Source organism: Moorena sp. SIO4A1, assembly GCF_010672065.1.
Lineage (GTDB): Bacteria > Cyanobacteriota > Cyanobacteriia > Cyanobacteriales > Coleofasciculaceae > Moorena.
Genome location: NZ_JAAHHX010000048.1, coordinates 1 through 22926 on the forward strand (window position 1 = coordinate 1; position 22926 = coordinate 22926).

23 protein-coding genes and 3 pseudogenes are annotated in these 22926 nt (G+C 42.4%); 13 read left to right on the forward strand and 13 right to left on the reverse strand.

What is annotated here, in order from left to right:
* Positions 1-527, forward strand: a 527-nt coding sequence (locus F6K53_RS25465; protein WP_293082603.1) for an MATE family efflux transporter, incomplete at its 5' end; no start/stop codon positions are given.
* 1127 nt (positions 528-1654) lie between these two features.
* On the opposite strand, the gene F6K53_RS25470 is transcribed toward F6K53_RS25465, so the two are convergent.
* On the reverse strand, positions 1655-2767 hold the full coding sequence (locus F6K53_RS25470; protein WP_366511368.1) for an AraC family transcriptional regulator: 1113 nt from the start codon (positions 2765-2767) through the stop codon (positions 1655-1657).
* On the opposite strand from F6K53_RS25470, the gene F6K53_RS25475 reads away from it, so the two are divergent.
* Positions 2766-3707, forward strand: a complete 942-nt coding sequence (locus tag F6K53_RS25475) for an alpha/beta hydrolase (protein WP_293064285.1) — start codon at positions 2766-2768, stop codon at positions 3705-3707. The two genes, F6K53_RS25470 and F6K53_RS25475, sit on opposite strands and share 2 nt — an antisense overlap.
* Before the next feature lie 952 nt (positions 3708-4659).
* Here F6K53_RS25475 and F6K53_RS25480 read toward each other — a convergent pair.
* Together F6K53_RS25480 and F6K53_RS25485 are read right to left on the reverse strand one after the other, a co-directional pair.
* A complete protein-coding gene (locus tag F6K53_RS25480; RefSeq protein ID WP_293064287.1) occupies positions 4660-5322 on the reverse strand; it encodes a PEP-CTERM sorting domain-containing protein in 663 nt (220 codons plus the stop codon).
* Between the two features lie 88 nt (positions 5323-5410).
* Entirely contained in the window at positions 5411-5866 is a 456-nt protein-coding gene (locus tag F6K53_RS25485; protein WP_293064289.1) for an NUDIX hydrolase, read from the reverse strand.
* A gap of 364 nt (positions 5867-6230) precedes the next feature.
* Between F6K53_RS25485 and F6K53_RS25490 the strand changes: the two genes are divergently transcribed.
* A complete protein-coding gene (locus tag F6K53_RS25490; protein WP_293064291.1) occupies positions 6231-7691 on the forward strand; it encodes a sodium/glutamate symporter in 1461 nt (486 codons plus the stop codon).
* Positions 7692-7727: 36 nt separating this feature from the next.
* On the opposite strand, the gene F6K53_RS25495 is transcribed toward F6K53_RS25490, so the two are convergent.
* Entirely contained in the window at positions 7728-7919 is a 192-nt protein-coding gene (locus F6K53_RS25495; RefSeq protein WP_293064294.1) for a hypothetical protein, read from the reverse strand.
* 127 nt (positions 7920-8046) lie between these two features.
* On the opposite strand from F6K53_RS25495, the gene F6K53_RS25500 reads away from it, so the two are divergent.
* Entirely contained in the window at positions 8047-8499 is a 453-nt protein-coding gene (locus tag F6K53_RS25500) for a GIY-YIG nuclease family protein (RefSeq protein WP_293037388.1), read from the forward strand.
* Positions 8500-8503: 4 nt separating this feature from the next.
* The gene (locus F6K53_RS25505) at positions 8504-8710 is read left to right on the forward strand and encodes a hypothetical protein (protein ID WP_071106566.1); all 207 of its coding nucleotides are present in this window, start codon (positions 8504-8506) and stop codon (positions 8708-8710) included.
* A gap of 13 nt (positions 8711-8723) precedes the next feature.
* On the opposite strand, the gene F6K53_RS46025 is transcribed toward F6K53_RS25505, so the two are convergent.
* Positions 8724-8984: an AMP-binding protein gene (locus F6K53_RS46025; RefSeq protein WP_364300811.1), complete on the reverse strand. Its 261-nt coding sequence runs from the start codon at positions 8982-8984 to the stop codon at positions 8724-8726.
* A gap of 34 nt (positions 8985-9018) precedes the next feature.
* On the opposite strand from F6K53_RS46025, the gene F6K53_RS25510 reads away from it, so the two are divergent.
* Positions 9019-9312 carry a Uma2 family endonuclease gene (locus tag F6K53_RS25510; protein WP_075903592.1) on the forward strand — a complete coding sequence of 98 codons (294 nt, stop codon included), beginning with the start codon at positions 9019-9021 and terminating at the stop codon, positions 9310-9312.
* Positions 9313-9633: 321 nt separating this feature from the next.
* Here the strand turns inward: F6K53_RS25510 and F6K53_RS25515 are convergent, their stop codons facing one another.
* Positions 9634-10449: a 2OG-Fe(II) oxygenase family protein gene (locus F6K53_RS25515; RefSeq protein ID WP_293064298.1), complete on the reverse strand. Its 816-nt coding sequence runs from the start codon at positions 10447-10449 to the stop codon at positions 9634-9636.
* Between the two features lie 125 nt (positions 10450-10574).
* Between F6K53_RS25515 and F6K53_RS25520 the strand changes: the two genes are divergently transcribed.
* On the forward strand, positions 10575-10796 hold the full coding sequence (locus F6K53_RS25520) for a hypothetical protein (RefSeq protein ID WP_293019026.1): 222 nt from the start codon (positions 10575-10577) through the stop codon (positions 10794-10796).
* A gap of 169 nt (positions 10797-10965) precedes the next feature.
* Here the strand turns inward: F6K53_RS25520 and F6K53_RS25525 are convergent.
* From F6K53_RS25525 to tnpA, 3 genes and pseudogenes are all read right to left on the reverse strand, one after another.
* Positions 10966-11073 (reverse strand): annotated as a pseudogene (locus F6K53_RS25525) (IS1 family transposase); the annotation flags it as partial.
* A 118-nt stretch (positions 11074-11191) separates the two neighbouring features.
* Positions 11192-11455 carry a hypothetical protein gene (locus F6K53_RS25530; protein ID WP_293064301.1) on the reverse strand — a complete coding sequence of 88 codons (264 nt, stop codon included), beginning with the start codon at positions 11453-11455 and terminating at the stop codon, positions 11192-11194.
* 162 nt (positions 11456-11617) lie between these two features.
* A pseudogene (tnpA, locus tag F6K53_RS25535) lies at positions 11618-12026 on the reverse strand (IS200/IS605 family transposase).
* A gap of 58 nt (positions 12027-12084) precedes the next feature.
* On the opposite strand from tnpA, the gene F6K53_RS25540 reads away from it, so the two are divergent.
* Positions 12085-13416, forward strand: coding sequence for a transposase (locus F6K53_RS25540; RefSeq protein ID WP_293064304.1), 1332 nt, complete (start codon positions 12085-12087; stop codon positions 13414-13416).
* A gap of 160 nt (positions 13417-13576) precedes the next feature.
* On the opposite strand, the gene F6K53_RS25545 is transcribed toward F6K53_RS25540, so the two are convergent.
* A complete protein-coding gene (locus F6K53_RS25545) occupies positions 13577-13723 on the reverse strand; it encodes a hypothetical protein (protein WP_293019029.1) in 147 nt (48 codons plus the stop codon).
* A gap of 35 nt (positions 13724-13758) precedes the next feature.
* Positions 13759-14304: a hypothetical protein gene (locus F6K53_RS25550; protein WP_293037397.1), complete on the reverse strand. Its 546-nt coding sequence runs from the start codon at positions 14302-14304 to the stop codon at positions 13759-13761.
* A 212-nt stretch (positions 14305-14516) separates the two neighbouring features.
* Here F6K53_RS25550 and F6K53_RS25555 point away from each other — a divergent pair, with 212 nt between their 5' ends.
* Positions 14517-14888: a zinc ribbon domain-containing protein gene (locus F6K53_RS25555; RefSeq protein WP_293019031.1), complete on the forward strand. Its 372-nt coding sequence runs from the start codon at positions 14517-14519 to the stop codon at positions 14886-14888.
* A 69-nt stretch (positions 14889-14957) separates the two neighbouring features.
* Here the strand turns inward: F6K53_RS25555 and nblS are convergent, their stop codons facing one another.
* Positions 14958-16967 (reverse strand): two-component system sensor histidine kinase NblS, encoded by a 2010-nt coding sequence (gene nblS, locus F6K53_RS25560; protein WP_293064496.1) that lies wholly within the window; start codon positions 16965-16967, stop codon positions 14958-14960.
* 704 nt (positions 16968-17671) lie between these two features.
* Between nblS and F6K53_RS25565 the strand changes: the two are divergent.
* The 4 genes and pseudogenes from F6K53_RS25565 to F6K53_RS25580 form a co-directional block, all read left to right on the forward strand.
* Positions 17672-18079, forward strand: a pseudogene (locus F6K53_RS25565) (transposase); the annotation flags it as partial.
* A gap of 166 nt (positions 18080-18245) precedes the next feature.
* On the forward strand, positions 18246-18755 hold the full coding sequence (locus F6K53_RS25570) for a methyltransferase domain-containing protein (protein WP_293019032.1): 510 nt from the start codon (positions 18246-18248) through the stop codon (positions 18753-18755).
* Between the two features lie 20 nt (positions 18756-18775).
* Positions 18776-20134, forward strand: a complete 1359-nt coding sequence (gene gntT, locus F6K53_RS25575; protein ID WP_293019033.1) for a guanitoxin biosynthesis MATE family efflux transporter GntT — start codon at positions 18776-18778, stop codon at positions 20132-20134.
* The gene (locus F6K53_RS25580) at positions 20106-21935 is read left to right on the forward strand and encodes an ABC transporter substrate-binding protein (protein WP_293064309.1); all 1830 of its coding nucleotides are present in this window, start codon (positions 20106-20108) and stop codon (positions 21933-21935) included. The genes gntT and F6K53_RS25580 overlap by 29 nt, the downstream gene beginning before the upstream one ends.
* A gap of 33 nt (positions 21936-21968) precedes the next feature.
* Here the strand turns inward: F6K53_RS25580 and F6K53_RS25585 are convergent, their stop codons facing one another.
* Complete coding sequence (locus tag F6K53_RS25585) at positions 21969-22790, reverse strand: sulfotransferase domain-containing protein (RefSeq protein ID WP_293082606.1); 822 nt, start codon at positions 22788-22790, stop codon at positions 21969-21971.
* Positions 22791-22926: the final 136 nt, after the last annotated feature.

The following is a 22926-nucleotide window of genomic DNA, read 5'->3' on the forward strand; positions in this document are numbered from 1 at the left end:
CCTTTAGCCAGATTGTCCTAATTGCAATCTCTGCCAGCATTGGACCGTTTGTAGGGCAAAACTGGGGGGCGAAAAAATACCTCCGTGTCCATCAAGCCTTGCGTCTAAGTTTCCTATTTTGCTTATTTTGGGGAGTGCTAGTAACAGTGATTCTTGCTGCCACAGCTCCTTGGTTAGCCTCCCTGTTTAACAGCAACCCAGAAGTAATCACAATTACCGCCACTTACCTAGTTATTGTCCCGATTAGCTATGCCGGAGCAGGCGTGATTCTAGTTGCCAGTTCCACCTTTAATGCCTTAGGTAAACCCTTACCATCAGTGGTGATGATGGTGACTCGGATGGTAGTGCTTTACATACCATTGGCCTATCTAGGCAGTCAGCTATTTGGGGTGAATGGTATCTTTGCCGCTGCCTGTATTTCTAATGTAGCTGTTGGCTTAGGGGCATATATCTGGAATCAGAAAACCTGTAATATCAAAACTGTCTTAGAATTGGATAAAAATTCAGTTTCTGCTGGTATGGGTTAGCTTTGAGGTAAGCTATCAGCGATCAGCTATCAGCTATGAGCTATCAGTTATCAGCTATCAGCGATCAGCGATCAGCGATCAGCGATCAGCTTTCAGCTTTCAGCTTTCAGCTTTCAGCCAAAGGCTGACTACTGACCACTGACGGCTGACAGCTGTTCCCGTAGCGTGGGTGGAACAGGCTTCTAGCCTGTGATAAGTGCCCATAGGCTTACCTTCTGATTTCACTGCTTCCAGCTCCAAAGCTCCCTAAAAACATGTACCTCACCTAATTTAAAAGCGCTATATAAAACAATAGTGTTCCGCAGGCTGCAAAACCTTATGCCTGTCAATACAAATGATTAATTTCTAATCCTTTTCCCCGATATCAACTATGATAATTACTCAACCATAGTAGCTATAAAAACGTTAACTACTAGTAACTTAAGTCGCTATAACTATTATTTGTAAATAAATGTAATTTTTTTTAATTAGCCCTTGCATTTTTTCGAGAATTTATCTATACTAAAGAAGGTAAAGACTGATACTAATAACCGCGCTGAGCATGGCCGTTAATCATCACCAGCGCGGCTTTCCTCCCAACCAAGTAGGAGTTACTTCTATAATGCAAAAAAAAATCACGATCATCAATCCCGGCTTTTCAGCAAGTCACCGGCTCTCCCTTGGCAATACTGAATTCTGACCTCGAAGACTGTAAGCATTCAGCTTATGGGCTATGGGCACGCTACTTGAGCGGCCATGCGGCCATTGGGTGCATCTCCTCAAAGCTGATAGGAAAGCGCACCGGACTGTTTACTCGATTGATTAAACACAACTTGGAGTTCTTCGTAATCTAAATTAATCATGACTCTTCTGATTGCTGAATAAGAAGGAACACGAGCATGCATGAATTTGAAGTCTACTAATTAATTCGGGCTCGGTGGCGTTCCACAAATCTACCCAATTGTCGATAACCTCAATAACCACTGATCATCCCCATAATGATAATTAGAAGCACTAGCCATAGAGGATGACGAAGACCATGAGGATCAAGGGTGATCAAGTATTTGCAAGAGAAACGTCGATTAAGCTTTTCTTCAGGATTTGGGTATATTATCGGAATTATGCCATTTTTTCGGGCTATTGCTTCACTATAAACCTTTTTTTTCTATAATGGAATAGCCCTGCCACTGGCGAGGGGATTGGCCAAAATACCGCCGGAAATCTCGACTAAACTGAGATGGGCTAGAGTAACCCACTTGATATGCGGCCTCAGCAACTGTAGAGCCACTCACAATAAGCCTGGATGCATCATTGAGGCGATGAAGCTTAATAAACTGAATAGGGGAATAAGTCGTGATTTCCTTGAACTTGCGGTGAAACGCTGCGCGGCTCATGCCTGCTTCCTTGGCCAATTCGTCAATCGAGATAGCTTCATGAAGATTGGCTCTCAGGAAGGTCAAGGCCCGCGATATTTTCTGCATTCCTCCACCAAATGCTTGGTAAACCGAGCACCCAGCCTCGCCTCGAAGAACGGCAAACATCAGTTCTTTAAGCCTACCGTTGCCGAGTATATTGAGGGCAACAGGATCATCTAGCAATTCCAGGATGCCCTGAAGTGCCTTCGTAAATTCGTTATCCCATTTGGCCACAGTTAGCCCAGGTACTATTTCGGTACTGGAGGTGCTGGAACTGTCTATAGCTGCCATGTCAATAACAGTTTCAAACATTGTGGGAGTCTCAATGCCCAACCAAAGACCAAGTAGGGGTTTTTCCGGTGATGCCTCGATCACCTCTGCCTCTACAGGAAGAGGCAGCGTACAGCACAAGTATTGGTTCTTATCATAGATTTGCGTTGTGCCGTTCAAATATGCTCGTTTCCTACCCTGGACAATGGCGCAAATGCCAGGTTCGTATACCCCTGGCAATCGTTCCACAAGGTGACTCGTTCGAAACAGTTGTAATCCCTCAATAGGGGTATCGTTTACGCCCTCGGAACTTGCGTGACGATTAATAAGATGGACAATCTTACACATATTCATGAATCTAGGATGACTTATTTTGACTATATTGATCCTTTTCTGAGATAAATAGGCAAAAAAATGAGAGGAATAGGCTTGTTTTAGAAGATTCCAAGGGATTAATCTGCAAGTAGACGCAGAGCGCTTGGGGCACATTCTAAGGTCATAAATGCTCTGTGGAGAAGTCCTGAAAATCGTGCTGAATACTCTGCTAATCAAACTATGTAGATAGGAATAAAACATGTTTAATATGATCCTTAATCCCGGAAAAAACGAGATTTCCTTTAAAAGCCAGGGATATACTCTAGCTGCTAATCTATATGTTCCTAGAGACTTTGATCCCTCTAACAGCTATCCAGCTGTTATCTATTCGCCTCCCTTCAATCAGGTCAAGGAACAAAGTGGTGCGATCTATTGCCACAAGCTGGCCGAGAGGGGCTATGTTGCTTTAGCCTTCGACCACGTTGGCTATGGTGACAGTGAAGGTGAAATTCGCAACTATGAGAACGCCAACATTAAGATGGAAAGCATCCGCGATGGGATTAGTTTTCTGGGCACCTTACCCTTTGTTAATCGAGATCGCCTTTTTGGCCTTGGCATGTGCGCCAGTGGTGGCTATATGGCCCTGGTGGCAACTACGGATAAAAGGCTCAAAGCTATCGCAACCGTCTCTGGGATGATGAGTAATCAAACAAGTTATTTCAAAACGATGGACCGTGAAACTGTTTGCGCTACCATCGCAACAGCAAATGCGGGACGGCAAAAGTTTTATGAAACGGGTAAAGTCGAATACATCGATGGCCTTGGTATGGAAAGTTTGGATCTCGACTCCCTCGACAAAAAATCAGCTCAGTATGAAGGCTATCAGTACTACATGACCAAACGGGCTGGAGCTGAAACCTATCCTAACTACTCTCACAAGTCGCCAACTTTTATGCTGGAAACACCAATGCTAGCTGATGCTCAGTCCTATGCACCTTATCTTTACACACCCTACATCGGTATCTACGGTGAGAAGGCATTACAGGATACTGGCTCATTGACAGTAAAATTTTATGAGGCTGCAAGCGAACCGAAAGAGCTGGTTGAGATTTCAGGTGCAAGTCATGTATCGCTCTATGACATCAATGCAGATGTAGATCGTGCTATCACAGCAATAGATACATTCTTCCAAAAACATTAAAAGCTAATTTTGCCTTGAAATTAATACTGATACCAAATCCTGTTGAGATAGGTCCCTTATTATCAATTAATATTTATGTATATCAGTCTTTTATCAATAAGAAAGGGTTCTCTGTAAGCCGGATTTGGTATGACATTGCTGAGGGGGTGACATGAGCAATGAAAAGCTTGCTGTATAAGGCTTTGAGGCCAATTAACTCAGGCAAGATACAGTCCCAAATTAACTCTCAATTCATTGTCTTGATGCAGCGCGCTGCATCAAGAAGCGCTGTAGTCTTTTTCTTTTACTTTCAAACTTTATTCCAAGAGGTAAAGCATTGGCTAACTTTTCAATGGCTAACTCTTTTGATTGATTGTAGCATAATAACTACAATATTTACTAAAATATAATTACGATCCTTTAGTTTAAATTTTAGATGCTTTTGATATAATAAGGGTAACTAACATTTTCAACAAAAATCCGTATGGGGGCTAGTGACGAATGGTTTACGCTATCAATTTGTTTATCTGCACCAGGAAACTTCACCAACTTATCAGCTGATGCCATTACTAAACTTGATGTAATCTGAGAGTTATCTTCAATTGTTAAAATTTTTGGAAGCTATCTGTAAACTCTAAGATATTAGATCCTAAGGTGATATTATCAGCAGGTATTATTTTTTTTATTCTACTTTTTCAGTCCCAAAGAAAAGTAGATACACCCTGCGCTTAGTTAATCTCTCGAATTCTTCGATTACAGAAACTGAAGCATCAAATTCCTGAGTATCCTTTATCAAGAACAATCATTGTTTGTGACGACGATAGAATCACAATCCAATTTTATTATTTCCCCATTGGTATAAGGATATGCGCGTAGCGCATATCCTTACCGATTGATAACAAACGAATTTTCTACTCTACTATTAGTAATATCCAAGACAAAAGCCGCTTTATTGATATCAACTTTTTAGGTTTTAGACAATGCGGCGTGTCCCAGCTAGACCTACAGCGAATAAGCCTAATCCCAGTAGAGTGGAGGGTTCCGGTACACTAACTGGTTTGGGGTCAGAGGGGCGGATAACTTTTATAGGGGATATTGCTGTTAGTTTACTACTGCCTTCACGATTAGACCCTACACTTTGCAGACGCACTCCAAACTTTTGCTCCTCAAACATATCGATCGTTAAGGCTTCTGTAGCGTGAGATAGGATAAAGCTAGTGGATTTAATATCATCAGTTCCGATACCATTGGTGCCAATCTTTAAACCAAAATCGAATGAGCCAGGGTTGCTAGGACCACCACCGTTCAGATTGACACCATTGCCAAGATTGCTAGTATTGGTTACCAAACTCCCGGTTACATCATTGCCACTAACACTCAAATCATTTGAGTTCAAATTGAAAGTGTCGTTAATATCGAAGAATACCCCAGTGATGTCGGCCAAGGTATCAGTCACTTCAAAGTTAAACTTAACATCATTGCCAACTTCCTCTAAAGTAATGTTGACTGTAGCTGGATCACCGGTAAACGGAGAAATATCGAAGTCAAGAACAGCCGCTTCGGCAGAGATGGCGTTCAATGTAGAAGCAGCGATTGTTACAGTAGCAGCTGCCATTAAAGAGGGCTTGATGTTCATGAGTGGTAATCCTTAACTGTTCTTAATTATCAGGATTACAGGCTGATGTTTGCATTCAGGTTAGTTCAATGTATCCGTAGTTGATGAGTTACTGTATCACTTCCGCAGATAGCCTAGGTCTAATCCCATAATGACGATAATTCCAATAATCCCGCAAAATTTTGTTGTGGTCAAAGCAGAGATTAGATGGCACTTCCCAAGGGTGAAAAATGCCCAGATTTTTAGCATCATCAGCGGCTTTGGGAACACCCGTTGCTGTAGCTAAAAAGACAATACTAATGGTATGCTTACGGGCATCACGATTAGGGTCGGAATACACCTGGAATTGCTCAATTAGTTCAACGTGTAAGCTGACTTCTTCCTTAGCTTCTCGCACCGCTGCTGTTTCTACCGACTCGCCGTAATCTACAAAGCCACCGGGAATTGCCCAGCCTAGGGGGGGATTCTGCCGTTCTATCAAAATAATCGGTCGATGGGGTCGGTCGATTAGTTCAATAATGATATCAACAGTGGGAGCAGGATTACGGTATTGAGTAGAAGTCATGGGTTAGATCAAATCTGGTTGAGTATTTATGATATAGCAAAGGGAGTAGGGAGTAGGGAGTAGGGAGTAGGGAGTAGGGAGTAGGGAGTAGGGAAATTCCGATCAAAAATTATCACAATTAATATTGTGAGAAATGCGATGTGTCCGATTAGCCTGACCCAAAAACTAGAGACTAGACGGAATTTTCTCTCTCGCCTGAGTTACAATAATCCTTTATTCAGCTTCACCACTACAGACTCAACTCGCCGACGATGCTTTACTGTTAAAGCTTTACCCTCAAAGCTTTACCGTCAAATTTTAAATTTTTAGTTACCAGAGGCAGTTGACATCGGTGGTGTAACTATCCCACTGAGGGGAAGGTGCTATGTTTACGCTCATCAATGCTTTATTTGCTTTGATCATGATCGGGATTCTACTCCTGATCGGCAGGTTTCTTAAACAAAAAGTTCGGCTATTTCAATCCCTTTATCTACCAGAATCTGTTATTGCTGGGGGAGTAGCATTGTTACTCGGACCAGCAGTATTGGGTGCGATCGCATCTACCCTATCAGGTACAGATTCATTACTGGCTGGGGGTCTGTTTCCGAAAACCATGGGAATAGTTTGGTCTCAGTCTCCTGGTGTCTTTATCAATGTTGTCTTCGCCGCCTTATTTTTAGGTGAAGCGATCCCCAGTCCCATAAAAATTTGGCGCAAAGCGGCACCTCAGGTCGCATTCGGTCAAACCCTGGCCTGGGGACAATATGTGATTGGACTGCTGCTAGTTCTGTTAGTCTTGAGTCCGATATTCGGTGTCGATCCCATCGCAGGTGCATTAATCGAAATTGCCTTTGAAGGCGGTCACGGCACCGCTGCTGGCATGACCGATACCTTTAGAAAATTGGGTTTTAACGACGGTGGTGACTTGGCTCTAGGCTTGGCTACACTCGGTATTCTCTCAGGGGTGATCGCAGGTACCTGGCTAGCAAGCTGGGGCAGGCGCAAGGGCTACATCCAGGCCAGCCCTGCGACCAGCGACCTACAACAGTTTCGGGATAAAATTCAAAATACAATTCAACAGACAATTCAAGGAGAACCTACTGAAGTTAGGTTAGCCAGAGCGAGATTAATGGATGGTTTACTGATCGATCCCCTGTCATTGAACCTTGCTTTTGTAGGAGTTGCGATCGCAATCGGCTGGCTAATCCTGGCAGTGCTCAAGTTCATTGAGTCAGTGACTTGGGGAGCCGGTGGCTTTCAAGTAATTCAGTATGTGCCTCTGTTTCCCATGGCACTAATTGGTGGTTTGATTGTCCAAGTCGTAACCGTGCGTCTAGGACTAGGGTCACTAATTATTCGACCCTTGCAGGAGCGCATCTCTGGGGTAGCGTTAGATGTGGTAATTGTGACCGCATTAGCGTCGATTTCCCTAAAAGTGCTGGGAAATAACCTCCTGCCATTTTTAATTCTTGCGATCGCTGGCATCGTCTGGAACATCTGGGCATTTGTTTTCCTCGCACCCCGTATACTCCCCAGATACTGGTTTGAGCGTGGCATCGGGGACATGGGACAATCCATGGGAGTGACAGCAACCGGTATTTTGTTGATCCAGATGGTAGACCCAGATAACCATACCGGTGCTTTTGAGAGTTTCGCCTACAAACAGTTGTTCTTTGAACCGATAGTAGGTGGTGGCTTGTTTACTGCTGCTGCACCAGCACTGATTGTGCAATTTGGCCCATCGGTAGTGTTACTGCTAACAACAGGATTACTAGCCTTCTGGTTAATCTTTGGTCTGTGGAACTTTAAGCGGATGAGAAAGACATTCAGGCAAGCTAATCTATAAAGGGTTAGTCCGTTATATTAGATCGTTGCCTATTGCTTAATTTTCTGCTATTTTTGACCAGCGATCACAGAATAAAATATAGGTTGGGTTGAGGTTGGTTAAATCCAATAAATCAAGGTAAAAGAAGCCAGAGATGATGTTGGGTTTCGTTGCCTCAACCCAACTACAAGATAATGCGTTCGCGTAGCGTGACCAAAGGTCAATCGCGTAGCGGCTCCAAAGGAGCATCGCTTAGTGATCGGATTATCTTGTCGATTGGGCAAAACAAATATCTTTAACAATTGAACTGATAGATTGCCGATTTTTGCCCACCTCAAGTTACGGCTAGTAGCGAGGGATTGCCTAAGGCACCAGTGTGATCGCAAAAAGCTGGCAACCATCACATAATCTGTGGGAGCATGGCATCTGTGCAAATAGCTCCGATGTTTCCATGCCAAAGAATAACTCTGAAGTAAAAGACCAAGCACGAAGAATCTTGGACGCAATAGCCTTCACTCCCTTTGACCAATGCCAACTCTTGAACCGTGATTTTAGCCACATCCCTGCTCGTCCTGGCATCTATGCCATCAGGCATAAAACTGATGGACTGCTTTACATTGGTAAGACCAAGAGCTTGCGAGGTCGCTTCAGTGGTGGACACAAAGCTTTTTTGTGGGCATGGCTCGACAAATATAGCGACGAAGATGTTCGTATTGCTATGCAGACAATTTCCTACTGGCAAAACCCTGCGCTACTATTGGAGCTAGAAGCTATCATCTTGAGGGCTACCGAACCTCCCTATAATGTCAAAATCCCAATGGAGCAGTAAACTTATGCAGGTAGAACTTTTGGGGCGAATCTCCTCCACTGATGCAAAGGTCATCTTGGAACGCCTGCCCGAACATATTCAGGCTGCTCTCGTTGAGCGTGCTGCTGAAATTGAGTATCCAATTGAAGCAGTTATTGAGATGGCAATTGCCAGCTTTCTCGATACCGAAGCATTAAGTTTTGTAGACTGTAAACCGGGGCGTGGACAATAAGTCCAGCCAGTTATCATCGGTTGCAGCTAGGCAAGGCTAGGGCTGAGGTCTTATACCAAATCCGGTTACTATAGGACACATATCTTATTGATACAATTTTGATATATATGGATTCTAATTGACTTGTTTGTGGTCTGGCTAAACCAGATTTGGTATTACTCGTCAAAACCACCGACACTTGAGAATCAGACAACATATAGGCTAAACGTTCTTGAGGATAGCCCAGATCAAAGGGAATGTAAGCTCCCCCAGCCTTTGTAGACTTTTTCAGCAAACGCTAGCTAGACAAAATTTAAGTTTTTCAGCTAATACCTGAACGTGAGGTTCACCATCAGGACGGATCCCTTGATGGATCACCCGATTGGCTGATTGAAATTCGTTCCCCTGACCAAAGTACTTTAAACTTGCAAAATAAGATTCTGCATTGCCTCAGTAATGGAACACAATTAGCCTGGTTAATCGATTTCGCTCGTCAGCAGATTTGGGTCTGGCAGGGAGATGACTTACCCATAATCTGTTCAGGAGCAGAGATTCTGCCAAGTTTAGGCATTCTACCCGAACTTACGGTCAACGGGGTAATGGCTATGACTCGCCGATCATAGCTCGTTGCCCCTTGCTTGATTTTATGCTATTTGTTGCCAGATATCAGGGAATAAAATATAGGTTGGGTTGAGCTTGGTGAAATCCAATCAATCAAGATAATGCGTTCGCGTAGCGGCTCCAAAGGAACATCGCACTTTTAAGATGATTTTGGTAAATTGTGGGTAGCATTTTTAGTTATATCATGTCGGCATAATTACCCTTAATAAAAATCTCCCCATCTAGCCATCTCCCCATCTCCCCATCTCCCCACACTTCAACCCCTCCCCACCCTCCCCTTAATTATGGGTATTCAACCAGACTTGATATTAGAGGCCTTTTTGTCACTCCCCCCGGAATAACTGGCGATGATGTTCTAAACACTGCTCATGTGAATCAAACAGGATTTGATCATTAATGTAATCTCGAATAGGAATATTAGTATTTGGTCCTTTAAAAACACCTATAGAAATACGTTCCTCATCTGGTATGCGAACTCGATGTATAATTGAGTTTATCCTTCCGCCTAGCATTTTTTCTAAGGTTTCAGACAGAAATAGCACCCCATACCCTGGTTGGGGATTAACGTCATGCCATTGATCATCCCAAAACACTTCTAATCCTGGCTTGTCCATCAAAATTACAGTCATCAAATCATAGTCTTTATGAGCTTTCATTCCACTATTGCTTTTCTTCTTTGTATTTACCTTAGCCGGATAATAGGCAATTGAGAATGATGAAGAGAGATCACTATCAATCACGACTTCCTCGAAATAGTCTTCAACACCAAAGTAACTAAATATCTCTTTTAACAGAACTATAATAATACGCTCTTCACAATAGTTTGAAATTTTAAAAACTGAATTGCGACACTCTTTAAAGGGGCCACTGGGATTCTTCAACCTAAATAAAAACTGTTGAACCGAATGTATGTCATCAATTGAACGGTCGATATAACCTTCAACTTTACCATGGGCAAACCATTTTTGTTTTTTGATTTCGTCCTGCCTGAAAAAAGCTAAAGCCTCTCTTTTTATAATTTTAAAATGTTGAAAAATTTCTGGTTCTGGTATTCTGACATAGCAGCAACCCAGATTAACAAGGGTGTTTATTTCTTCTCGCGTCACCCTATCTACAGCATTGAGAGTTGGTAGTTCCATGATTCAGAAAACAAAAAAAATAACTCAACTCAGGTAATTATACCAGGATTCTGGGAAGTTTATCTAAGTCGCGATCGCCCAATACAGTATAATAGGATTTGAGCCGCAGAAAAGACCAGTATATAGTGAACTTACAAGAGCGAATAGAATCTCTAGAAGCGAGAATATATAGTCCTTCCGACTTTCCTCTTGCCCAGTTGAGTCAAACCGAACTCGACAGTTTACTCACATTAATTAACTATAGGAATCTAGAATCAATCTACCCCTTGTCGCCGAGGCAAGAAGGGATGCTGTTTGAGAGTCTCTATGCTCCTGAATCGGCGTTGCTGAATATGAAAATGGTTTAACCAGAAAGGGGGATTTTATGATCTCTTAAATAAGAGCTGATTCGTCAAGTAAATCTTAAGAAGTCTGAAAGCTTTGCTATGATTGTCTTTTGCTTATTAAATAGTTCAAATGTTCTATTTGAGCGCAAGCCTTATCCTACAAGGATTACAGCGAGTTTACGAATCAGCTCTAATAAATAATAAGCCTAATTGATAACTCCAACATTTCTTCAGATTTAGAGTAACAAAGAGTTCGTCGATGTAGTCTGGCTAAATAATGTCTCAATCTTGTATTTTTATTCGGCGTTGCTGAATCAAAGAATGCTATAATGAAAATAAAAACATGACATGCGCGGGCATTCCATAGTTTTCTTTTTAGAATACCATTTTTTTATTCAGCAACGCCCTATTTACCACTAATATTGCACTCGATTAAGGGCCACAATTACTAACCAAGATTGCTGCTCACAGGGTAAACCAGGTGGGCGGTAGTAATAATCAAAAATATCAAATCCTGCTTGTTCAACACAGGGAGCCAAGCTTTTATATTCCCAACCTACAACATAGCGATAGCCGGTTGGACGAACACTATAACCCTCATGATCACCACGAATCATTGACATAACTATGGCACCATTGGTAACAAGCGATCGCTTTAAATCCTTAAGTACCCTAACCATCGAAGCACGAGGAATATGAATCAGGGATGCATTGGCAAAGATCCCATCAAAGCTCTTTGGTGGCAGCTTGAGGCTCAGAAACAGAGAAATAACGAGCGAGAGTTAGCCACCTAATTTATTGGGTGGCCGGGGAGCGCACCGGGATTTATCCCGGCTCTCGTGTTATTTGCCTCTTTGATTCTCTATATACCTTTTAACTGTCTCTGTGTTAGCGTTTCCAGTGGTTGAGCAGAAATAGCTAGGAGACCAAAGAGTTGGGAGTTTTAACAATTCAGGAAATTCTCTCCTAAGATGGTGAGAAGCTCGACCTTTTACTATGCATGATTATTACCGATGGGGCAAAAGTAGGATCGACCTCCAAGAACATGTGAACATGATCTGGCATTATCTCTAAGGCAATCAATCGCCAGTTGTTATCCTTGCATAACTCAAAAATAATTTCTTGCAGCCTCATTTTTACTCCTCCTGTTAGTACAGGTTTTATTCTTTTTGGGCACCACACAAAGTGATAGTTGAGTAGTGTTACCGAATGAGGATTTGTCCTAAAAATATTTTGGTTTTTGATGGCCATAAGTGTTGAAAGTTGCTGTATTTTAAAGATACTATATATACAAGGAAGTGACAATAATATGTACGGTTGCCAGCAACATTTAATAGCTACGACACCTGAGAATCAAGCAGTTATAGAGTTCATCTGTTCAGAAGCTAACAAGCTAACTAATTGTGGACTATATTATTGCCGTCAAATGTTGTTCAAAGCTGGTAAATACCTCAACAACGCAGAGCTGGACAAAATAATGAAGACTAATGTCCACTTTAAGGCAATGAGGTCTGCCTGTGCTCAACAGACATTACACGGAGTTATTGAGTCTTTCAAGTCTTACAAGGCTCTCAAGAAGCTGTACGACAAAGGGCAATTGACTGACAAGCCTAGAGTCCCAAAGTATCGCAAAAAGGGAGGTCTAGCTGTAGTTAGTTATCCCGCTCGGTGGGTAAAACTAGTAAAAGGTCAACTTAAATTCACTTTAGGGAAGCAGATTAAAGCTTGGTTTGGGATTGACCACTTCTTACTACCGATGCCATCCAATATCGATTTAAAATCAATCAAAGAATATCGTTTTGTTCCTAGGAATGGCTGCTTTTACCTGGAGTTTGTGTATGAAAGGCAAAGCCCTGAGCCAGTACTACAGACGAATAATGTTCTAGGCATCGATCCAGGTCTCAACAATTGGTTAACCTGCGTCTCTACTGTGGGAAAATCATTCATTATAGATGGCAGAAAAGTTAAGTCGCAGAACCAATGGTACAACAAGCGTGTAGCTGCGATTAAAAGAGGAAAATCCCAAGACTACTGGGATGACCAGCTAGCCTCTTTGACCGAGAAGCGCAACCGACAAATGCGTGACAACGTAAATAATGTCGCTAGATTCATAATCAATTGGTGCCAAAGGAATCAAATCAGCACAGTAGTTTTTGGATGGAACAAGCGGAACAAAGACAGTATCAATATTGGCAAAAATAATAACCAGCAGTTTGTGCAAATCCCTACTGCTAAATTGAAGAATCGAATTGAGCAACTGTGCATTGAATACGGCATTAAATTTGTCGAAACCGAAGAGAGTTATACCAGTAAAGCTAGCTTTTTAGATCGTGACTTTATACCTGTGCTCGGCGCGAAACCTGTTCGCGTAGCGTGCGCCAAAGCGCAGGGGTGGAAAGCAAGCGGAAAGAGAGTAAAGCGTGGATTTTATCGGTCAGGCAAAGGCGAATTAATAAATGCCGATTGCAACGGAGCTGGCAACATTTTAAGAAAAGTAGCGACACAGCTAGGGTTTCCCCTAGTCGAGGTCGGTAGAGCAGTTTTGAACCTGCCACAACGATATAGATTAGACTCACTATCTAGATCCTATCGTGAAGCGTCACGTAGCGCGGTTTCAACCCGCGAAGTGACAACAGCTTAGAATCCACGCGGTTTCAACCCGTGGAGAGTTCAAGATTGCTGCCAAACCTCGCATCCTGAAATCTGTTGCGCCATATTCACAAATGCTGGTGTAGCATCGAGACCAATTACTTGATGACCCTGGTCTTTAAAAGCAACCAAGTCTCTACCAGGACCACCTCCTAATCCAGAATCTTGCCTGGATTACGGGGCATAGCATCCACCAAGGCGTTGCGATTTTGAGACACATCGTGATTCCAGGTGCCTTCCCGGAAAGATTCTGCTGTTGCTTGATACTCAGCAATTGTCACTATTTCGTGATCTTCCACAATAGTTCAACCTGGTAATACTCAAGCAAATTTTACTATTTAACTAATAACTCGATAATAAACTCAGCCGCAGTGATATAAATTCGTTCTGGGGGTTGCTCACCTCTAGGCACCTGAACCCACCAGCCTTGGCATCTGGGCGATCGCCACAAATCCAAATGGGCAATTGGTGGTGAAGCATAGAAACTGTCTTCCCCTGCCCCCAATAGCCCTGAACTCCAGTGGGTAAAGTAATCGTGACTAATCCGGTGGATGGGAAAATTGCCATACAGAGGGACACCCCAGCCATCAATAGCGATCAATGCTTGGATGTTTCCTCCCAGTAGCTGCCAACCCCAAGCTGCTGCGATCGCACCCACTACCCCAGCACTGAAGCTGATCAAGACTATGGGAGTCTTCACCAAACCAATGTGACGTTGCAAGAACTCTAAAATATGAATAGCTGAGTAAGCTGGGTAGTCCTGAGCTGGAAAAATTAAGACTTTTTCAGTCCAGGGACTTGATAGCTCCAAGCTTGCTAAAAAATCCTGGGTCAGTTGGGGCTCATGGATACCGGGGCAAATAATTAAGTAGGGGGACATGATTAAACGCTAAAGAGGCAAAGAAGGGAAATCAGCTGGATGTGTAAGACAGTTAAGATGAAGAAATGACTATCAGGACTTACGCGGTTAAGTTGATTTCGCCCCCCTAGCCCCCCAATTCTGGGGGGTAATGATGTCAAAGTCCCCCAGAATTGGGGGACCAACGGGGGCAAATGGGTAAGTCCTGACTATTGAGAAATGACTAATGACTAATGACCAATTGTCCCAAATGCCATCAACCTATCAATAGCAAGGTGATTACCTGTCCCCATTGTGGAGCAATCCTTAAAGCCTATGGTCATCCGGGGATTACCTTACACCAAACCACAGGAGATACACCCTTGTGTGAAACCTGTACCTATCATGCTGATGATACCTGTAACTTTCCCCAACGTCCCTATGCTAAGCAGTGTACCCTTTACGACGATAGTTCTGAAAGTACCTTAGAGCCTGAGCAGATTTATAATCCCCAGCGTGGCTTACTCGAATCGGTCAGGCTCTGGTGTCAAAGAAACCCAGCCTTACTAGGTCTATTGGTATTAATCGCTGCTAGCTTTTTGCTAGCCCTGATGGCAAATAGTTAAATTAAACTAAGTTTAATTTAACTAGTACTCCGTCAACATTGAATCGACTAGACATGATAGTACTAAGCACTACGAAATTGACAGATTGCTAGCAGTCGCTGAGTCGGTTGGTGTTGTCTGTGAGGTGTCTACTTGCAAATGTTCTTTAACCGTAATTTTTTTTTCTTCACACACCTCTAAATCAAACCAGAATGTTGTCCCAACTCCCACTTCACTGACTAAGTGGACTCGGCTATGATGTCTTTCGATAATGTTTCTGACAATTGAAAGCCCCAATCCCGTCCCTTCCAGGGTATGAACTCGGTTTTCTACCCGGAAAAATCGGTCAAAAATCGCCTGTTGGTCTTCTGGAGCAATGCCAATTCCCGTATCAGAGATTTCAATTCGCACCCTCCCTTTTCCTTCTTGGGGCTTGAGTTCGGCTTCTAATTGATAAGCACGAATTACCACTCGTCCACCAGACTGAGTGAATTTCAAGGAGTTGCCCACTAAATTAGCCAAGACTTGGAGCAACAAATCGTAGTGACCCATAACTGGTGGTAAATCTGGTTCAATCTCCTGAGCCAGTTCAATAGTTTGGTCACGAGCGTTGAGCTGATAAGTGCGCAGGGTTTGCTCTATAGGTCGAACAATGTCAAAGGGTTCAAGTTGATAAATTCGACAAGATTCCAACCGTGATAAATCTAGGACATCGTTAACTAGACGGGTTAGTCGGTCAGTTTCCCGATTAGCCGTGTCAAGAAATTCCTTGCGTTCAGCTTCACTAAGTTCTTCCCCGTAGTCGTGGAGGGTTTCGATAAATGATTTAATGTTAAATAGAGGTGTTCTGAGTTCGTGGGAAACATTGCTGATGAAATTGCTTTTTGCTTGATTAAGCTCCACCTCACGGGTAATATCCTGAACAGTGATAGCAATTCCATTAATATTTTCCCGGTATTGGTTGAGTACCTTACTTAAAAGAATGCGAACTGTACGAGAGACCGGTTTGGTCAGAGTAATACGAAACTCTTCACCTTCGCGGGATTCCCGTTCTGTTTCTGTCTGTTTCTCCGCTGTAGCCATTTGATACAGCGGTCGTGTTAGTTCCATTGTGACCACATCAGGAAGATGGTATAAGACATTTTTACCGACAATGTCTTCCTCCTCCCAACCAAAAATCCGCCGTGCTGTCGGGTTGACTAACATTACCTGAAAATTGGTATCAATCAGTACAGCACCATCAGCAATTGTGGAAACTAGAGTCTCTAACTTAGCTTTTTCTGCGGTAAGTTCTTCAATATTTTGCTCTTCATAGCGTTCTAAACGCTCTGCCATGTCATTGAAGCTAGACACCAATTCCTTCAGTTCTACTCCCAAAGGCATCTCAATCCGCTGCTTGAAATTACCAGCAGCAATATTTCTCACCCCTACTAGTAGTTCTTTAATGGGCTTAGTGATAGTCAAGGCGTTCCCCACTGCACCTAAAATCACCATCACCCAGATCGAGATAAACACAGCAATAGTCACATCTCTGGTTAAATTGGAGGAAACCACCACCGTAGGGTTAGGGTTAATCCCGACAGCTAAAACCCCTAAGTATTTGTTTTCGTCAATTAAGGGAACAAACACATCAGTGACTTGACCATCAGGAGTCAGGTGCTGCCGTGCCATGGGCTGATCAGAGTTTTTGGCGTAGCCCTCGGGTAGCTCAATCCGACGCTTAATAGTTAAAGAATTCTTTACTTCTGCTGCGGAGAAAGGAATACCAAAAATTATTTCCCCATCCTCGTCAGCATAGATAATGTAACGCACACTAGAGGTACTACTGTAGAAGCGGCTGGAAAAGCGAGCTAGTTCGTCGAAATTATTTGCCGCAACATGAGGTTCAACGTTGGCAGCCAGCAAGAGACCGAGATCACGACCAAAGCGAGTGTCGTTCATCCTAGCATCCTGCTGAATCGTATTCACCGCCCAGAAGGTCAAGCCACTCATGAGCAATGAGACAACCAGAGTTGCTGCTGCCATTAGCTTGGTCTGGAGGGTAAACTCCGACCACCAACGCCTGATAATGTCGATAAGGGTTTTTAGCAAAGCTAGCAAGGTCGGTTCAACTCTCTCAACAGGGAAGACAACAACACTCTTTCCAAAGGTAGATGCTTTGATTGTGGCAAAGCATCTACTTTTGGCTATCCTCCAATTATAAAGCCAGAAAACCTTACCTCTTGAGTGGAAAATAAAGATGATAGGTGATAAGCGCGTTTGTATCATCGGTTGTGAACATACTCCCAAAGGCCAAGAGGCAAGAGGCAAGAGGCAAGAGGCAAGAGGCAAGAGGGGTTCGAGATCCTCAGTTTTATTGTCCAATAAAAAAAGACCTCCTAGGTTTACATCTCAAATACAAACGCTATAGGTGATAGGTCTTAGGTGTCGGGTTTTAGGATTTAACGCCTAATCATAAAGAAAAACAAGATTATTTATTACTCATAAAGAGAGTTTTATAATTCAAATATATACCCAAAGTTGGCTTTTTTTTGTTTAATTACTCAAATATGATGCATAATAATGCAAAAATCCAAGCTAACACATAACGGGATTTAGAGAAAATAGAAGAATAAAAAAGGGTATAATGATTTGTCGGCAAAGCTTTCACGCCAAAGTGACCCCTAATGAACGAGACAACCCCCGTAGCAATGCCGCATGGCTGAATCAAGGCATGAATATAAGTGGGGTGGGCATCCTCCCCGCCCGAGGCAGGAAACGGGCAAGATGCCCATTCCACAACAAGATGCCCATTCCACAACAAGATGCCCATTCCACAACAAGATGCCCATTCCACAAAACTAATAAAATCATTCCGCATTGATGCAACGCCAGCCATGTTTCCGTGTTTTGGAAAATGGTGGAAACGATTTGATGATCTATTTACTCATAAAGCTCAAAAAAGGGAGTTTGGACATTATTCAGGAGGATTATTGGGGTAATGTGAAAGAAAAAACCTATTTCAAATGGCAGAGAACGCTGTAGGTGTGACCTACCATCGTTTGTCGCATTTTTTAACAAAAGCACCCTGGTCTGGGACAAAGATCAATGAATGTCGCTTGGAGATAATGAATAAGTTTATTCAGACAATAATCAGCAGAGGTTTTAGATTGATAATTGATGATTATGGTCACCAAAAAAGTGACCACTTGACAGAGGGAGTGGGAAGACAGTTATGTCTTTTCGATTTTTTGATTGGTTAACCATGAATTGTAACGTTTTTGCCGTTGATCAAGCAAGTTTGGGCTTCATTCATTTGGGCTTAATTTTTTATAAGTAACGCTATTTCATTTCAATCAGCTTAATCGAGGTATTATGATTACTTGGAGTCGAGTGATAATGAATCAGGAAACGGCAAAGCTTCTAGAAGCTTTGCCGTACCCAGAATGGCGAGCATTGGAAATTTCTGGGCATACTTGGAGAGATTTTGGGTTCCGGGAATATCATACGATCAGTTATCCTGAGTACGATATTTGCTCGAATTCTCTAGCAGAAAGTTTTGATTTAATTATAGCAGAGCAAGTTTTCGAGCATCTATTATATCCCTATCGAGCTTGTCGGAATGTCATTTCTATGCTTTCTCCAGGAGGGTATTTTCTCATCTCCGTTCCCTTTCTAGTCAAGGTTCATAATTACCCCATAGACTGTACCCGGTGGACAGAAACAGGACTCAAATACTTTCTTCACGAATGCGGTTTTCCTCTAGAGACTATTCAAACAGGTTCTTGGGGAAATCGCCAATGTATTATTGCTAACTTCTCTCAATGGATTCCATACAATCCCCAAGTTCACTCGCTAGAAAACGAACCTGACTTTCCCTACCATGTCTGGGCATTAGCTCGTATATAACCTTTTAGCTAGCTGACACAATGAATTTTACTCTACCTTCCCAGTACGACTTTTTACCTCGTTTCTACCGACTCGTATTGACCAATATTCTTTCTAGCATTATTGTGCCTCTGTCTGGGTTAATAGATCTAGCATTCTTAGGACATTTGTCCGATATTCGTTACTTAGCAGGGGTAGCCTTGGCTGGGATCGTCTTTAGCTACTTGTATCGGGTTTTAAAATTCTTACGTTCTTCTACCACTGGTATGACTGCGCAAGCTATGGGAGCAGAGGATGACGAAGCTATGCTACTGATTCTACTGAGGAATGGTCTCATCGCTCTGGGACTCGCTCTCCTAATTCTGACTCTTCAGTACCCGTTACAAAAGCTAGGGTTCACTTTCCTCGTTGGTTCGATGGAGGTGAAAGATGCAGGTCTTGACTACTTTAATGCCCGTATCTGGGGAGCACCGGCTGTTTTATTAAACTTCGTCCTCATCGGTTGGTTGTTTGGGCGAGAAATGAACAGCTTTGTTTTAGTTTTATCTGTAATTGAAAGTGTCGCCAATGTGGTACTGGACTATATATTTATTATTAGGTGGGGGTGGGGCAGTACTGGAGCAGGAGTAACCACAGCCATAAGTCAGTATCTGATGTTGTTAGGGGGATTAACCGTAGTATGCTTCCATATCGATTGGTCAGCCGTGTTAGCAACAATCAAAAAGGTTCTGGACTGGTCGGTTATCAAAGCTACCTCTAAGCTGAACGGGAATCTGTTAGTCCAAAGTTTAACTCAGGTCACAACTTTATCCATTTTCACCAATCTGAGTTCAGCTATGGGGGTTATTGTACTGGTCCAAAATACTGTACTATTGCAAGCAGCAGCTTTATGCCTGTTTGTGGTTCAGGGTGTAGGATTTGCTACCCAAAGTTTGGCAGGCAACTTTAAAGGTCAGGGAGCTTCTTCGCAGTTGGCAAATCTTGCCGTGATCGCTGGAATGACAAGCTTGTTTATTGCCCTTTCTCTAGCTGGTGTATGTATACTCTTTCCAAACTCCGTATTTACGCTTTTAACAAACCATACAGAAGTGACTGAAAATATTTATCGCTATCTTCTGTGGCTATTACCTTTCCAGATTTTTTCCGCCCTGACTTCGAGCCTAGAAGGATACTTTGTAGGACTGACAGAAGGAAAAATTTTGCGCAATTCTAGCTTGGCGGCCTTTAGTATAGGATTTGTGCCGCTCGCAATTGCTGCTTGGTATTGGCATAGCAATAACCTGTTGTGGTTTGCAATGTGTTTATATTCGCTTGTAAGGGCGATCGCCTTGGGGGTAAAGTTGCTAGAGACGTTGCGGGACGATCTTGGGAATGCGACAACCACTTCGACAGCGAGTTGAGAGCGATCCATCTCGCAAATTAATCACGATTAATCTGGGGATAAATACATACAGGTCATTAAAAGCAACAGAGAAAAACATGATAATTTTAATCTATGACCTATATAAAAAACTGCGAACAAGACATCGCGTCTATTTAGTCCACACATTATTAGTCCACACATTAAATAAATGGAGCGATAGCTATTGTTACCTTAGCAAATTTATCGGTCTATTTTTTATTGGTTTTTGCTTAGTCGTTGCCTGTCATGACTCTGGGAACTATCAAAATTCAACTTCACATAAAAGCCAGAGAAGTGATCGCCTTACTATTGGAACGACATTAAAACTTCAAAATATCGACCCTGCTGCTACTTATGGATGGGCTGGAATTAATGTAGTTTATAACCTGAGCAACACTCTCTACGCTAACAAATTGGGCAGAGCCGAGCTAGAACCGCAACTGGCAACAGAAATGCCGGAAATAAGTGAAAATAATTTGCTCTACAAAATTCCTTTGCGGAAAGGAGTAACTTTCCACGACGGTACTCCTTTTAATGCAGAAGCCATGAAGTTTTCCTTGGAACGCTTTATCAAAAATGGCGGCAAACCTTCATTCCTGCTCTCAGAGCTGGTCGAATCTGTAGAAGCCACAGGAGAATATGAACTCAGCATCAAACTGAAACAACCATTCTCTGGGTTTACTGCTATCTTAGCTTTCCCTGGTACTTGTGCAGTTTCTCCCAAAGCTTATGAAATTGGTAAAGAAAAGTTTAATCCTAAAATCTTTGTTGGCACCGGCCCGTATAAGTTGGCTGAGTATAACACCGATTCTATCCGCTTGGATGTTTTTGAGGATTACTGGGGAGAAAAACCAGCTAATAAAGGGGTGGATATGCAGATTTACGCTGATAATCCCGCTAACTTATTTAATAGTTTTCGCACTCATGCCGTCGATATTGCCTATCGAACCCTGGAGCCAGAACAGATAAAAAGTTTGCAAAAAGGCAGCGCTAGAGGAGATTGGCAAGGGATCGAAGCCTCGGGAACTTCCCTAAGCTACATGGTATTGAATTTGAGGCAAGAACCCTTGAATAAACTGGAGGTACGCCAAGCGATCGCGGCTCTGGTCAAGCGTTCTTCGATCGTCCAGCGAGTCTTCCAGAATCAGGTAGAACCAGTTTATAGCCTACTTCCTACTGTCTTTAATGCTTATAAGCCAGTCTTTGAAGAAGCCTATGGGGATGGAGATTACGATCGGGCAAAAGAGTTGTTAAAAAAAGCTGGTTACTCGGCTGAAAATCCTGCAATTGTAGAAATTTGGTATCCTGCTGGTTCTAAAACTTACGAATTAGTAGCTGTTACTTTGAGAGCTTTGGCGGATAAAGAGTTGGATGGAGCGCTAGTTTTTGAGATCGAGAGTGTAGACACTGCCACTGCTGCTAGTAATCTATCTAAAGGAGTCTATCCCAGTTTTCTTTTAGAGTGGTATCCCGACTTTTTAGACCCAGATAACTATATTCAACCCTTTTTAGATTGCGATCGGGGCTCTGAGGTAACAGGTTGTAAGGAAGGTGCTGCTCAAAGTCTAGGTTCATTTTTCTATAGCGATCGCGCCAATAAGTTAATTGACGCGCAGCGCCAAGAGCGAGACCCAGAAGCTCGCCACAAAATCTTGGCAGAACTTCAAGACATCCTAGCTCGGGAGATTCCTTACATTCCCCTTTGGCAAAACAAGGATTTTGTTTTTGCTCATAATGGGCTTGAAGGCATCACAACCAATCCCAGTCAGTATTTGCCTTTCTGGACGATTAGGAAGTAACTCAACTTTTTCAGTTTCGCAAGCAAGCCCTAATTATGCCTTATATCCATAAAAATCGGACAGAGTGTCATTAATCAAATGATTAATATAGGCAATTTCTTTTTCATTTAAGTATTCTGCGAACCCGCCAACTTTACCCTTTCTAGTTTTGTAGGATTCTTCATCTTCTAGATTAGCAGGTTTTAGCTTAAGATCGAATTTTTGCGTTTTTTCCATATTTCGCATCTTCTCAAAAGAAGAGTAATTCACCGCTTCGTTAATTACCTCATCTCGGTATTGCACTCCCAAAAAATCTAGAACTATTCTTAATTCTTGGTGGGGATTTTCGTGGATATCTTCATAACGTACTAGCAAAAAATATTTAGGTATATGTCGATTTTTTTCCCAGATATTGTAATATCTCAATAGAGTCTTTAAGCTACCTACATCTTCATAAAGAAACTCTGACAAATTACCTTCATAAGGTTTAATCCTATCTAGGTATTTTTTTAAGCTTTTATCTTGTTTGAAACCATCTGCCCATAAATAAACCCGTTTTTTTTGCTCGAAATAAGCAGAAACAACCACATCTCTTGGATCTCGAACCAAAAAGATAACTTTGACATTTTTGTACCGATCTTTCGATGTTTGAAGTTCCTCTGGTTTGTTCCATTGGGGGTTATCATCGTGATCTATCAGAATTGTCGGAATGTTCGGGTGCAACTCCGCTAGGGGTGTCAATGATAACATTTTCTGTTTAATATCGGGATGAGATAAATCAAATTGTTGTTGTAGGGCTGTACCTATCATTAATCTCAACCATGTACGTCCGCATTTAGGGAATGAAATTAGATAAGCATCAACGTAATTATGCATGTGTCAATTGTCGCTGGGGTAGTGGATCGCAAGTAGTGTTTGAGCATCTCAAACCCCTTGGCCGATTGCGCTCAAGTTACTACATCTTTACTATTACCACAAAAAGTGGCATGGGACGTTTACATTTTTATTATTC